The following is a 14232-nucleotide window of genomic DNA, read 5'->3' as shown; positions in this document are numbered from 1 at the left end:
GGATGAATAGCTTTTTGCAAAAATAGTAATTATCGGTATTAAAAAAAGGACTGAAAGTATTTCAGTCCTTTTGTATTACTTAATTCCTTGAGTGGGAATCTCGATATAATAGGTTTTTCCCTTTGGTTTAAGACTTGTGTTTACAAGCCAAGGGTTGTATAGCTTCAATAGTTTGTAGTTAATCCCCTGTTCTTTTGCGAAAAGAGGTAAATCAGTGATGTCGTAATCAACTGCTACTTTTTTCATTTTAATAGGTTTGTATGTTTCATTTTTTGGAACATTGAAACCGTACTTTTCGCTGTTGCTCATGATTTCTTTCAGCGCTAATATTCTGAATACGTAACGAGAAGTTTCTTGGTTTAGGAATAAGTCGTAGTAATCAGTTACATATTGACTATCCATAGCTCTGGTCATACCTGCCATTCCTCTGTTGTATGAAGCTGCTACTAAAGTCCAAGAACCGAATTTAGCTTTAGCATCATTGAAGTATTTGCACGCAGCTTCTGTCGCTTTTACTAAGTCATAGCGCTCATCTATTGTTTCGTCTATAACTAAGCCGTAATCTTTTCCAGTTCCTTTCATAATTTGCCAAAAACCACTTGCACCTGCTGGTGAAACAGCATTAGCAAGAGCACTTTCGATGACACAAAGATATTTGAAGTCGTCAGGAATACCATTTTTGGCTAATATAGGTTCGATTACAGGAAAGTATCTATCTGCTCTTTTCATCGTTAAGATTGTCGAACCGTGGAGGTTTGTATTGACAATCATCTCTCTGTCAAAGCGCTCTTTTACATCTGTCAGGTGTAATGGGGCAGCTTCTCCAGCAAAGTCTATTTTACTTGGAATAGAGTGTAAATGAGGGCTACTTGTAGTTGTCTCATTCTCATTTGGATTTTCTGTATGACTTGCAGAAAATATTAATGTAGACGATATAGCAGTTACAGCTATAATAGATAAAATTGTACGAACTGTCTTTTTCATTTTTTTACTTCTTGTATTATGTTTGATAAGTGGCTGTTGAACCACTTGTACTTTGTGAGTATCATTGCGTGTGTTCCTCCTTTGAGAACAATGGCATTCTCTATGTTTTTTATTGGAAATAATTCATCTTTCTCACCATGGATATGTATGACATTTTCTAAATTACTTTCCTGATTCCAATTGAGTATTTTATCAATACACCAATCTAAATACCCTTTACTTCTTAAAGGTAAGTATTTATCGTACATAATCATGCGTTCTTTGTGTTTCTTGCTCAAAAAAAACTGGTAAACCTTTAGAAAGAAATTGACTTTCCCTGTTGGTAGCAATTTGTACAACTTTGTTTTTCTTGCAAAGCGATATAGGTTTGGAAACTCTTTATTAGAACGAACACTTGATATTATAATTGTTTTGCGGACCTCTATTTTTTTTGAAATTTCTTGTGCGATGATACCTCCAAATGATACCCCTATCAAAACCGGATTGGGCTGTGGCATTAATTCAATATATCTGTCGCAATATTCGCTTAAACTTTGCTCCTCTACAATTGGCAACCATTCAAAATAAAAGGGTTCATATAGATCCAAATCAATATTAATTCTCTCAAAAATCAGAGAATTTGAAGTCATTCCTGGAAAGAAAAAAATAGGTATTTTGTTCATTTTAAATAAATTAACTTTATTAAAATTGTAGGGATGAAAAAAAAAACGTAATTTTGATAAATATAATGAATTCAGATACTAAAATGAAAAGGATACTACTTTAAAGTTTTTTTATTTAATATCCCTCACCTTTTACTTCCCACATATTTTATTTTTAGTTATCTAATCGCATTGTATAAGCAATGAAAATATATAAAAACATACTGATATAATGGAAATTAAAGACAATGAGTTACTTCGTCAGTTCGAGTGTGAAACTGATACAGGAATGCTTAGTGTAGAATATTCATTGCAAGAAAGGAAAATATTCTTAACTAAGCTAAAAGGTCTTGAAAATGCTGTTCAAAACCAAGCAGCGGACTTCTTAAAAGCAATTTTGGAATTAGTAAGAGAAAAGAAACTACGCGTGGTGCCTACACACCCAAAAATTGTTTCTTTTTTCAGAAAGAATCCTGGGTACAAAGAAATGTTACCTCCGGGGATTCGAATCTAAAAACACGTAGGTAGAAAAACCTATTTAACACACAACATTGTATTTTGAAAAAAACATTAAAAAAGGTCTGAGTTTATTTTATAAAACTCAGACCTTTTTTTATAGAAATTCTAATCTTACTATTCCATCTGCATCAATCGTTGTCAATTTAATTTGATGTAGTGTATTTACCAGTTCAGGATTCCACGGCGTTTTTACTTTTACATAGTTTTCAGTAAAACCGTGAATATAGCCCTCTTTGTTTTCACTTTCAAATAAAACAGTCTTCTCTTTTCCTAACTGGGATTCGTAGAATGCTCTGCGTTTTTTTACAGAAAGCCCTCTTAACATCTTACTGCGTTTGTTTCGCACATTCATTGGTACAACAGCGTCCATTTCGATAGCTTCTGTATTATCTCGTTCAGAATAAGTGAATACATGCAGATAAGAGATGTCTAAGTCATTTAAAAAGTTATACGTTTCTAAGAACTTTTCGTCTGTCTCTCCTGGGAATCCAACGATAACATCTACTCCAATACAGCAGTCTGGCATCACTTCTCTGATTTTAGAAACGCGTTCTACATATAATTCGCGTAGATAACGTCTTTTCATTTTTTTCAAAATGTCATTGCTACCTGATTGTAGTGGAATATGGAAGTGTGGAACAAACGTTCTACTCTTAGATACAAAGTCAATAGTTTCGTTTTTAAGTAGATTCGGTTCGATAGAAGAAATCCTTAGCCTTTCTATCCCTTCAACTTTATCTAATGCTTGTACAAGTTCTAAGAAAGTGTGTTCGTGTTTTTTATTTCCGAACTCTCCCTTACCATAATCTCCGATATTCACTCCCGTAAGAACAATTTCTTTAATGTCCTGTTTGGCAATTTCAGCTGCGTTTTTTAGTACATTATCCATTGTATCACTACGAGAAATACCACGAGCAAGTGGTATTGTGCAATACGTACATTTATAATCACATCCATCCTGTACTTTTAAGAATGCACGTGTTCTATCCCCAATTGAGTAGCTACCCACATAAAAATCAGCTTCAGAGATCTCACAAGAGTGGACTTGGCCCATCTCATTTTTAGTTAGATCATTGATGTAGTCTGTTATTTTAAATTTTTCTGTTGCACCAAGTACTAAGTCTACTCCGTCTACAGAAGCCAATTCTTCTGGTTTTAACTGAGCATAACAACCTACTGCAGCAACGAATGCTTTGTCGTTTTTCTTTTGAGCTTTTTTTACAATTTGCTTAAATTGTTTATCTGCGTTCTCTGTAACAGAACAGGTATTTATTACATATATGTCTGCAACTTCGTCAAATTCTACACGATCGAATCCTTCATCGGTAAAGCTTCTCGCTATTGTTGAAGTTTCTGAGAAATTGAGTTTACAACCTAAGGTATAAAAAGCTACTTTTTTTCTATTTTCCATAATGTTCTTATACTATATAGTAACTTTGACTATATTTACTTTTTACTAAAAAAAGGATTGCAAATTTACATACAAAAATCGGTTTGATGAAATCAATAATATATTATATATCAATATTTTGTGTTTTAACTTTTATGATTTCGTGTCAAAATAAAAAGATACAAAATGATGAAAATAAAGTATTTAGATATAATGAGAGTGCCAATATAGCGACATTGGATCCTGCTTTTGCAAAAAGCATGAATATTATCTGGCCTTGCAATCAAATTTTTAATGGTTTAGTTCAATTAGATGACAGCTTGCATATTCAAGGAGATATTGCAAAATATTGGAATATAACCAAAGGTGGACTGCAGTACGACTTTATCTTAAGAGATGATGTGTATTTTCACAAACATTCTAATTTTGGAGTAGACAGTACTCGTACAGTTACTGCCAGTGATTTTGTATATAGTTTTGATCGATTGTCGAGTTCGTCTATTGCTTCGCCAGGGGGCTGGATACTCCAAAAAGTAAAAAGCTACCAAGCGATTAATGATACTGTTTTTCGCGTAAATCTAACAGAGTCATTTCCTGCTTTTTTAGGATTGATGTCTATGCGTTATGCCTCAGTGGTACCACGTGAAATCGTAGAAGATAAAAAAGCAGAGTTCCGCTCTAATCCTATTGGGACAGGGCCTTTTGCATTCAAACTATGGGAGGAGAATATCAAATTAGTTTTGCGAAAGAACCCCCTGTATTTTGAGAGAGATAAGAACGGGGTTCAATTGCCTTACTTGGAAGCTGTGGCAGTTACTTTTTTACCAGATAAACAAAGTGCCTTTTTGCAATTTATACAGGGAAATCTCGATTTCATCTCTGGATTAGACCCCTCGTATAAAGATGATATTATAGATATTCACGGTAATTTAAAACCGAAATATCAAGACCAGTTTAAAATGATAACAGGACCCTATTTGAATACGGAATATTTGGGATTTAACTTTTCGAGTGATCATGCGATCATAAAAGATAAGCGTATCAGACAAGCGCTGGACATTGGTTTCGATAGGAACAAAATGTTAGCTTACTTGAGAAATGGAATGGGAGAAAGCAAGGTTGGGGGGATGATACCGAACGGTCTTGAAGGTCATCTCGCACTCGGTGATCGATATGATTTTGGCAAAGCGAAAGAGTTAGTTGATGCTTATAAAAAAGAGAAGAACGAGAGTTCGATTGTTTTGACTTTATCAACGGATGCTTCTTATTTAGATATTGCAGAGTACTTACAACGCGAATGGCAGAAAATAGGTATCGAACTTAAAGTAGATGTGATGCCACCTTCTACCTTAAGACAGAGTATTGCTTCTGGTACTGTTTCCTTTTTTAGAGGTAGTTGGATAGCAGATTATCCCGATGCTGAAAATTACTTATCGCTGTTTTACTCGGCAAATAAGGTTCCATATGGGGCAAATTACACTCGGTTTGACAACCGCAACTATGATGCGCTATTACGCGCTGCAATAGAGGAAGAAGATCTCGATAAAAGAGATCTAATGTACCAAGAATTGGATCGTATAGTTGTAAATGAAAAACCAGTTATCATTTTGTTCTATGATAAAGTGGCGCGTTTTACTTCTAATAAAGTTGAGAACTTAGGTATAAATCCAATGAATAACTTATTTCTCAAAAAAGTTTCTAAAAAGAATAATTAACTTTAGATAGCCAAGGCCTACGCTTATTGTACACTTTTTTGACAAGGGTAAGAGCCGGTTTTTTCTAAGACTAATGGGTTGATAGCTTATAAAATTACCTGAGATTGGTAAATTTTCGAGCTGTTTGGCTTTAGTAATTCTATGAAGCGCCTTACCGCTTTCTTTTTCGTAAGGTTTTGCAGCGATATGCCTTCCTTGAATCACAGATATATAGCAGTGATTTTAGGGGAGCATTTTACTTGTTAGTATTTTCTTTATTCGATTTGCTTCCATATTTTTTCTTGCCATGCTTATTCCTTTATATCATAGGCTTAGGTTTGTTTTTCTATTGTTTTTCGATAAACTAATGAGATCAATGGTGAAAGTATACTAGCACAATAGTTGGGCTAACCCCTTGTTTTACGCATTATTGTCCTACTATTGTCCCGTTATTGTCCTACAATATCCCTACAAGCCCTTATTTTACTAAGGCTAAGGCAAGTTACATGCTTTTGGGTAAAAGCTGGTGTTTTGTATTAAGTAGTTGATTTTTAATAACTTGTATTTATTTTGTGTTAAAAAAAAATAATATTTTTTTTGTTTTTCGGATGATTTTAGCCTGTTTAAGTCAATATTTTGATCATTTTAAAGTGAAATTAAGGTTGTTTTCTAAAAAAAAAGAGAAAAATATGTTCTATTGAAGAAAAAAAAAATGTTTTTTTTTGTGTAGAAAACAAATTTTCATTTTGTTATCGTGATGGCTATATGCATTATACTTTTTTAATAGATTGGATGCTATGTCTTAATTCACTCATCCTTTTGAATTGTTTTCTCCTTGTTTTGCGATTAAGTGGCTGAAGTGATTTTATAGAGATAAGTTTTAGGTTATACTCCAAGACAATGCATGATTGTGCTTCTCGATTAAATGCAGACATATTGTATAAAATAGTGAGATAAATACTCTAAATGGGGTAGATCTTGACTATATAATTTAAGATAAATTAGATTAATGATTATATTTGTTTTTTGATTAAAAATCACCTTACAAAATGACGAATGAACTAACGATTTTAGTGGTTGATGATGAACCTAAAGTTGGCGAACTATTAAAGAAAATAATTGAAAAGAAAGTAAAGTATAGCGATAAATTAGTTGTTACTACTGTTACTTCAGTAAGTGAAGCAATTAATTTTGTCAACAATGATAAACCTGATCTTGTATTTTTAGATATTCATATGCCTGAAGAAAATGGGTTTGATTTTTTAAAGCAAATTAAAGATAAGAGTTTTGAGGTTGTGTTTACAACGGCCTATGAACAATATGCAATTGAAGCAATTAACCAATATAATTGCCTGAAGTACTTATTGAAGCCAATTGATGTAGAAGATGTACAAAGTGTATTTGACAAGTACAAAGAAAAGGAAGGGTATCAGGAGTATTATAAAATTATCAAGCACAATTTAAAGCGCCACTTGCTCAAAATGGATGATATCATATTGTGTAAGGCAGCTGATAATTACTGTGAAATTTACGCAGAGAACACTAAGTTCTTGGTGTCAAAAACGCTGCGTGCAATTGAGTCAAAGATAAAACACTCTAATTTTGTTCGCGTGAATCGCTCTTATCTTGTGAATATGAACTATGTGAAATATATTGAAAAGGATACGAATAGAGTTTTCTTTAAGGAGGAGCTAATTGATAATCCCGAATGTCACGATATAGAGATAATCGTAGCAGCAACCATGATTAGAGAATTGAATAAATGGAACTTGTAAAGAAATGGCACATTTTATTGCTGCTTTTAGTAGGACTAAATGTATTAGGTCAAAATAATTATATTACCAAGAGGCTGTCTGTTAGCGATGGCCTTTTGGCAAATGATATACGTACCTTATGTTTGGATTCTAATGGTGTGTTATGGATCGGGTCAAGATCAGGATTAACGCAAATAATACAAGGAAATATCACAGCCAATGCCGCTGCTACAGAGTTTAGATATACCAATGTTACCGATATTATAGAAGATAGTAATAAGAGTATTTGGGTATCGAGTTATGGACAAGGGGTACTGTATCAAAATGAAGGCACCAAACGGTTATTTACTACTCAAGACGGTTTAATTTCTGACCGAATTCGCAAGTTTTTTATACATCGAGATCAGTTATATGTTGGGACAGTAGAAGGTTTATCTATTATAAATATCAACGACTTTAGTATACGCAGTCCACAATATGTAAAAAATAGAGATCACAATTTTGAAGTTTCGGGTTTCTTTGCCGTAGAGGATAAAGTCTATGCTACCACAATAAACGATGGGACATATTTAATAGACGATACTTCTTTGATTAAAGTGAATGATATTGAACGAGTATTGTCAGTATATCAATATGGAGATTATGTTTTCTATGGCTGTCAATTTGGATTAGTAGTTGAGAATATCAAGACTCGTGAGTTGAATTATCATGCCGATTTGCCAAGTGTTCGATTGATTAAAGAGATAAATGGACAAGTTGTCTTTGTCAGTTCTGGAATGTTTGAGAATAAAGGAGGGATCTACAAATGGGAAAACGACAAAAGTGTAGATGTTACCCAAGAGTTCAATGTTACGTCCACAGATTTGTATTCTCTTGCTTATGATAAAGTAAATGATTTTCTATATGTAGGTAGTGAATCAGAGGGACTTTATAAAGTAGATATGTTTTCTGCTTTGTCTTATGATACTTCTATTGGCCGAATTATGGCATTGACGAGTCACCATAAAAGGCTCTATGTATTTGCAAAGAATGGATTGACTATCAAAAGCGATGACAAGGTAATTTCTCATACACCTAATTTGAAATTCAAGCAATTTCAAGAGAAACACTATCACAAATTTCAAAAGTTAGCGACTAAGGAGAATCACTTTTTTGAATTAGACTATACTATTCCAGCGAATAAAATAATCTATTACAAGGCTATCGTAAAGAATAACGCTATATGGGTCAGTACGAATATTGGTATGTTCGAAGTAGATCTTGATGGTAATATTTTGAGTTATTACAATATTCACCACTATCAATTCGAGTTTATAAACAATACATTGATAGAATCTAATCCTTATGGTGGAGTGAGAGTATACAGTGATATACAGCAGATGAAATACGATTATCACTTGCGTATTGAAGGGACTAATATTCCGAGAGATATTGTCGATATAAAGCAGTTAGGTAATCGTTTGTTTTTTGCAGGAGCATTAGATGGTCTATACTCTTATAGTGATAAGGAGGGGTTCGTTTCCCTTAAAGAGAAAGGGAGTTTTACTGAGCGAAGACTTAAGATGTTGGCTATAAAAGAGCCTAATAAGCGAATGTATGTTGCCACTGATTTTAATGATATTTATTGTCTGAGTGTTGAAAACGACACTGTGAAGATTAATAATCTCATTTCAAATGAAGAGTTGTTTGGCACCAATATAAATTTATTAGAGGTAGTCAATAATAAGCTAATTATAGGGACAAATAAGGGGCTGACCATTATTACCAAAACGGGAAAATTCTACATAAACGAGGAACAGGGGATGTCTAATCCCGAAATAACGAGTGCTACGACCATTGGAAATGTTCTGTATATTGGTACAACAGAAGGAATTTACATTTTAGATACACAGTATTTTCAACCACGAGAACAATCACTGAATGTGAAACTCACTCGATTGTTGATCAATGGGAAAGAGTACACAGATGAATCAGGTAACACGGTTATTAAAAAAGAATTAAAGCTTCCCTATCAGTCAAATTCAATGCAGATTGGCTTTAATGTGTTAGGGGCTAAGTATCCTGATAAGTTATTGTTTAAATATCGATTGAAGTTAACGGAGAACTGGAATGATGTCAAAGGTTCTAAAATTGATTTACACTATTTAGAAGCGGGGATTTACCCAATAGACTTGAAGATATATGATTTTGATTCGGGTACAGAGATGATTTATCCACTCTTGTATTTAGAAATTGAAAAGCCATTTTATTTAAAGCTTTGGTTCTTTATAAGTTGTGGAGCTTTGATTTTCTTGATTACTTATTTAGTTTATCGAAGTCGCTTGGTACGCTTAAAACAACAACAAGAGGTGGAGGCAAGTAAATTGAATCACGAGAAAGACAAGCTATCTTATGAAAAACGCCTTGCGGAAGTGAAGTTATTGTCTGTTCGAAGCCAGATGAATACGCATTTTATTTTTAACGTGTTGAGCTCTATACAGTTTTATATTTTAGACAATCAATCTGAAGCTGCTTTTACGTACCTTGGCAAGTTCTCAAAATTCATCAGAGCCTCCTTGAGTCTTTCATCAAAAGAGCGTATTACTTTAGCTGAGGAATTAGATTACTTGGCAAAGTATGTTGACATTGAAAATATGAGACTTGAAGGAAGGATGAGGTTTACGGTTGAATCGCATTTGATTGTGGAACTAAATGAAGTGATGGTTCCGCCAATGTTGTTGCAACCCTTTGTCGAAAATTCTATAGTGCATGCTTTTCCGCCTTCTATAGAAAGGCCTGAAATAAACATAGAGCTATATCAGAAACTAAACGATATCGAGATTGTTATTACGGATAATGGAATAGGTAGCAATTCTAAGAAAACAAAAAGACATACAGGTACTTCTGTAGGAATGACTATTGTAAGGGAGAGGATGTCTTTTATACAGGATTATTTAGACGAAGATTTAGTGACGACAATTGATGAACACGGGACAAGAGTTGTAATGAAGTTAAAAGGAATAATAAAATAAGTAAGATGAAGCGCTTTGTTTTTTTGATTGTATTTAGTCTGTTTGTATTGGGTAATTTTTACGTATTCTTTCGAGTATATCCTATTTTGGATTTATTATCCCCAAGCTTACATTTTATTTATTGGTTAGTCGTAGTGCTCGTTTGTAGTTCTATTTTTTTGTTTTTTGGCATTGGTCGAAAGTTGCCCGTATACCTCTCAGCTTATTTGTATAAAATAGGTACGGGCTGGTTAATGTTGTTGATTTATGCTTTTTTATTTGTCTTGATATTGGATGTGGTCAGTGTTGTTAATCATTTTTTCGTTCACTCTGAGAATCGAATACTGATATATCATTCTGACCTTCAGTCTTGCCTACTTGTTTTCGGAGTAGTAGCTATAGCATTATTGGGTTTTATAAATTACCAAAGGAAAAGACGAGTGGAGATAGATTTATCTTTTAGTACCAAGACCCGTTACAAGATTATATTTGTATCGGATTTACATTTAGGATATGCTATAGAGAAAAGGGAATTGAAAAAATGGGTAGCGTTAATTAATCAAGAACAGGCGGATTTGGTTCTTATAGGAGGAGATTTAATCGATTATAGCTTACAGCCTGTGATCTACAATGAGTTGGGGAGTTTATTGCAAAAGATAGAAACCAAATATGGGGTATATGCTTGTTTGGGAAATCACGAATATATGGCAGGAGCAAAAGCATGTGTCAGTTTTATGCAAAGTAATGGTATACGCGTTTTAAGCGATCAAACAATTGTTATAGAAGATCTTTCACTGTGCTTGATAGGGCGAGATGACAAAACGAACCCACGTCGCAAAAAGTTAGCGGACATTATAGGAGATATAGACAGGAATCTTACTTGTGTATTATTAGATCATCAACCGTATAATTTGTCTGAAGCCAATGAGAATGGTATTGACTTACAATTGTCAGGACATACACACAGAGGACAAGTCTGGCCCATATCGTGGATTACAGATAGGCTATTTGAGAATGCACACGGATACTTAAAGAAAGGAAAAACACATTACTATGTCAGTTCTGGATTGGGAATTTGGGGAGGACGTTATCGCATCGGTACTCAATCAGAGTATGTAGTCATTAATGTAAAGTAAATGAGCTGTTCTATGGCATTTGTACATATAAGCAGTAATAGTCAAATAAAAGGTTATTTTTGTAAAAAATATTAAATTGTGAATTATCTATCAGTAGAAAATATATCAAAGTCCTTTGGAGCGAGAACACTATTTGAAGACCTCTCTTTTGGAATTAACAAAGATCAGAAGATTGCTTTTGTCGCTAAAAATGGTTCTGGAAAAACAACAATATTAAAGATATTGATGGGCGAGGATTATCCTGACTCAGGGCAAGTTGTTATGCGAAAAGACATTAGAGTTGAGTTTTTAGCACAGGAACCAAACTTGCAAGATGAGTTGACAGTAGAGGAAAGCATTTTTGCCTCGGATAATGAAACTTTAAAAATAATAGAGGAATACGAGAAGGCACTTGAAAATCCTGAAGATACGGAGGCGTATCAGAAAGCATTTGAAAAGATGGAAGCGCATAATGCTTGGGATTTTGAAACTCAGTATAAGCAGATTTTGTTTAAACTGAAGTTAGAAGATTTAAAAGCAAAAGTAAAAACACTTTCAGGAGGACAGAAGAAGCGTTTGGCCTTGGCTATTATATTGATTAATAGACCTGATTTGCTAATCTTAGATGAGCCGACTAACCATTTAGATCTTGAGATGATCGAATGGTTAGAGAATTACTTTGCCAAGGAGAATATCACTTTGTTTATGGTAACGCACGACCGCTTTTTCTTGGAGAGAGTATGTAACGAGATTATCGAATTAGACAATGGAAAGATTTACCAATACAAAGGTAACTATTCCTATTACCTCGAAAAGAAAGATGAGCGCATTGCTGCTGAGAATGCCAGTATCGATAAAGCACAAAATTTATTTGTTAAAGAATTGTCGTGGATGAGAAGACAACCAAAGGCTCGTACGACAAAATCTAAATCGAGAATTGACGATTTCTACATTATAAAGGAGAAAGCTCATAGTCGCCGTATTGAACACCAAGTAGAGTTGGAAATTAATATGGAGCGCATGGGAAGTAAGATTATAGAGTTACATAAGTTGAACAAAGCTTTTAAGGATAAAGTTATTCTAAGTGAATTTAGCTACAGCTTTAATAAAGGAGAGCGCATTGGTATCATAGGAAAGAACGGAACAGGTAAATCTACTTTCTTAAATATTCTTACACAATCCATAAAACCAGATTCAGGAAAGGTAGTACAAGGAGAGACAATTAAAATTGGTTATTACACTCAAGGTGGAATCTACGTGAAGCCAGATCAAAAGGTAATAGATGTAATTAAAGAGTTTGGAGAGTTTATTCCTTTGGCAAAAGGAAGGACAATTTCAGCAGGTCAGTTACTTGAGCGCTTTTTGTTTGACAGGAAAAAACAACATGATTTCGTTGAGAAATTAAGTGGAGGGGAATTAAAGAGGTTGTATTTGTGTACTGTATTAATTCAAAATCCAAATTTCTTAATACTCGATGAGCCTACGAATGATTTGGATATAGTGACGCTGAATGTATTAGAAAGCTTCCTGTTAGATTATCCAGGTTGTCTTGTAGTTGTCTCGCATGACCGTTATTTTATGGATAAGATTGTCGATACGCTATTTGTTTTTAGAGGTAATGGTGAGGTGGAGAATTTCCCAGGGAATTATTCTGACTTTAGAGCGTATGAAGATAGTATTGAGCCTGTAAAAGAAGAACAGCCGAAAGAAAAAGTAAATTGGAAGGAAAGTCAAGTAAAGAATGGCTTAACGTTTCAAGAGCAAAAGGAGTTTCAAAAGGTGGAACGAGAAATTAAAAAGTTAGAGGAAGAAAAAGTAAAGATTGAGGCCTTATTTAGTGAAGGAAAAGTAGGAGATGATGAAATAGAGAAAAAAGCAGGGGAACTTCAAAAAGTTTTAAGTCAGTTGGAGCAAATGGAAGAGCGTTGGTTTGAACTTTCTGCAAAAATGGAGTCATAATCTTATCAAAAGTATATTTGAAAAATGTAAAAAAGCGAAGTTAGAAATTTGATTTCTGACTTCGCTTTTTTGTTCTTAAAATATCTTGATTTGACGTTTTTTAGACTTTTTCGGGTTCGTTTGTCCTTTAATTTATGTAAAAAACAGGGTAAAAACAATAGATTAGAGAGATTTTTTTTAATTTATAATCAATTGATTTTTAAGAGTTTGTAAAAATTTAACTGTTAAAAATCTACTTAAAAGTGCTAAAAAAGTAGTGGAATTAAAAAATCGGCGTAACTTTGCCCACAGAAATTTCAAGTGGTGACAGGGCTTGAGAAATTATATTTAATGAGAAAAACATGTTCTTTTTTTATCGGTTCTGCTTTATTAGTAGGAGGTGTAGTTTCAGGTTTTAAGAAATATGAAATTAGCCTTTTAGAACAGTATAAAATTGTTCCTACAGGGACTCTTTCTTATGTAAATCCAATGGAAACACAAATAGAAGGAGACGATAATTTAGCAATTCCGTTTTTAGGAAAGACCTATATGGGATTCAAGCAGGCACTAGGTGTCCGAGAATCATATGGATTATACAAAATTGTTAATTCATTCGGTTACATGGGAAAATATCAATTTGGTAAAGTAGCACTTAAATCAATTGGTATTACAGACACGAAAACGTTCTTAGATGATCCATTGTTACAAGAAAAAGCATTTGATGCTTTGGTAGCAAAAAACAAGTGGATTCTTAGAAATGAGATTAGAAAATTTGAAGGGAAAAGGATTAATGGTATTACTATCACTGAATCTGGAATCATTGCTGCTGCGCATTTAGGAGGAGCTGGTTCAGTAAAGAAATTTTTAAACAGTGGTGGGCAACAAGGCTTTAGTGACGGATATGGAACATCAATTCGCTCTTATTTAGAAGCTTTTAGCGGATATGATACATCTGAAATCTTTGCAGAGAAAAATGCTGTAGTTTCTCTTTAATTAAAAAAGAAAATAATACTTAAAGCGATATATTGAATTTTAATATATCGCTTTTTTGTTTTTTAATTTGGATTATTAAAAAAAAGTATGTTACATTTGTAATCAAATACAAAGTGAAATAATGAATTTAATTCTTACAAATACTTGGTGGTGGACTCAACTTACGTCAAATGTCGTGAGCAGTCCTTGCTATGTATATAAGAGTTAATATGAA

10 protein-coding genes are annotated in these 14232 nt (G+C 33.6%); 7 read left to right on the top strand and 3 right to left on the bottom strand.

The genetic code is table 11. The features are described from left to right. Window positions 1-75 precede the first annotated feature (75 nt). Together GJV76_RS07455 and GJV76_RS07450 are read right to left on the bottom strand one after the other, a co-directional pair. Window positions 76-984 carry a lytic transglycosylase domain-containing protein gene (locus GJV76_RS07455; protein WP_155092013.1) on the bottom strand — a complete coding sequence of 303 codons (909 nt, stop codon included), beginning with the start codon at window positions 982-984 and terminating at the stop codon, window positions 76-78. Continuing rightward, a complete protein-coding gene (locus tag GJV76_RS07450) occupies window positions 981-1646 on the bottom strand; it encodes an alpha/beta hydrolase family protein (protein ID WP_155092012.1) in 666 nt (221 codons plus the stop codon). The genes GJV76_RS07455 and GJV76_RS07450 overlap by 4 nt, the downstream gene beginning before the upstream one ends. A gap of 211 nt (window positions 1647-1857) precedes the next feature. Here GJV76_RS07450 and GJV76_RS07445 point away from each other — a divergent pair, with 211 nt between their 5' ends. Next, window positions 1858-2139 carry a GNAT family N-acetyltransferase gene (locus GJV76_RS07445; RefSeq protein ID WP_155092011.1) on the top strand — a complete coding sequence of 94 codons (282 nt, stop codon included), beginning with the start codon at window positions 1858-1860 and terminating at the stop codon, window positions 2137-2139. A gap of 99 nt (window positions 2140-2238) precedes the next feature. Here the strand turns inward: GJV76_RS07445 and mtaB are convergent, their stop codons facing one another. After that, window positions 2239-3555 (bottom strand): tRNA (N(6)-L-threonylcarbamoyladenosine(37)-C(2))-methylthiotransferase MtaB, encoded by a 1317-nt coding sequence (mtaB, locus tag GJV76_RS07440; protein ID WP_155092010.1) that lies wholly within the window; start codon window positions 3553-3555, stop codon window positions 2239-2241. A gap of 86 nt (window positions 3556-3641) precedes the next feature. Here mtaB and GJV76_RS07435 point away from each other — a divergent pair, with 86 nt between their 5' ends. The 6 genes from GJV76_RS07435 (at window position 3642) to GJV76_RS07410 (ending at window position 14018) form a co-directional block, all read left to right on the top strand. Then, window positions 3642-5249, top strand: a complete 1608-nt coding sequence (locus tag GJV76_RS07435) for an ABC transporter substrate-binding protein (RefSeq protein ID WP_155092009.1) — start codon at window positions 3642-3644, stop codon at window positions 5247-5249. A gap of 1028 nt (window positions 5250-6277) precedes the next feature. After that, window positions 6278-7003: a LytR/AlgR family response regulator transcription factor gene (locus GJV76_RS07430; protein ID WP_155092008.1), complete on the top strand. Its 726-nt coding sequence runs from the start codon at window positions 6278-6280 to the stop codon at window positions 7001-7003. Further along, the gene (locus GJV76_RS07425; RefSeq protein ID WP_155092007.1) at window positions 6991-9993 is read left to right on the top strand and encodes a sensor histidine kinase; all 3003 of its coding nucleotides are present in this window, start codon (window positions 6991-6993) and stop codon (window positions 9991-9993) included. Before GJV76_RS07430 ends, GJV76_RS07425 begins: the two co-directional genes overlap by 13 nt. 5 nt (window positions 9994-9998) lie before the next feature. Then, window positions 9999-11108, top strand: a complete 1110-nt coding sequence (locus tag GJV76_RS07420) for a metallophosphoesterase (RefSeq protein ID WP_155092006.1) — start codon at window positions 9999-10001, stop codon at window positions 11106-11108. A gap of 78 nt (window positions 11109-11186) precedes the next feature. Then, entirely contained in the window at window positions 11187-13046 is a 1860-nt protein-coding gene (locus GJV76_RS07415; protein ID WP_258204602.1) for an ABC-F family ATP-binding cassette domain-containing protein, read from the top strand. 330 nt (window positions 13047-13376) lie between these two features. Continuing rightward, window positions 13377-14018 (top strand): peptidoglycan-binding protein LysM, encoded by a 642-nt coding sequence (locus GJV76_RS07410; protein ID WP_155092005.1) that lies wholly within the window; start codon window positions 13377-13379, stop codon window positions 14016-14018. Window positions 14019-14232: the final 214 nt, after the last annotated feature.

Source organism: Myroides albus, assembly GCF_009711045.1.
Lineage (GTDB): Bacteria > Bacteroidota > Bacteroidia > Flavobacteriales > Flavobacteriaceae > Flavobacterium > Flavobacterium album_A.
Note: the sequence above shows the minus strand (reverse complement) of the source record. Positions and strands in the feature narration are given on the sequence as shown.

Coding starts and splice junctions, on each gene's coding strand:
- GJV76_RS07455 (WP_155092013.1), bottom strand. CDS start 984: ATGAAAAAGACAGTTCGTACAATTTTATCTATTATAGCTGTAACTGCT.
- GJV76_RS07450 (WP_155092012.1), bottom strand. CDS start 1,646: ATGAACAAAATACCTATTTTTTTCTTTCCAGGAATGACTTCAAATTCT.
- GJV76_RS07445 (WP_155092011.1), top strand. CDS start 1,858: ATGGAAATTAAAGACAATGAGTTACTTCGTCAGTTCGAGTGTGAAACT.
- mtaB (WP_155092010.1), bottom strand. CDS start 3,555: ATGGAAAATAGAAAAAAAGTAGCTTTTTATACCTTAGGTTGTAAACTC.
- GJV76_RS07435 (WP_155092009.1), top strand. CDS start 3,642: ATGAAATCAATAATATATTATATATCAATATTTTGTGTTTTAACTTTT.
- GJV76_RS07430 (WP_155092008.1), top strand. CDS start 6,278: ATGACGAATGAACTAACGATTTTAGTGGTTGATGATGAACCTAAAGTT.
- GJV76_RS07425 (WP_155092007.1), top strand. CDS start 6,991: ATGGAACTTGTAAAGAAATGGCACATTTTATTGCTGCTTTTAGTAGGA.
- GJV76_RS07420 (WP_155092006.1), top strand. CDS start 9,999: ATGAAGCGCTTTGTTTTTTTGATTGTATTTAGTCTGTTTGTATTGGGT.
- GJV76_RS07410 (WP_155092005.1), top strand. CDS start 13,377: ATGAGAAAAACATGTTCTTTTTTTATCGGTTCTGCTTTATTAGTAGGA.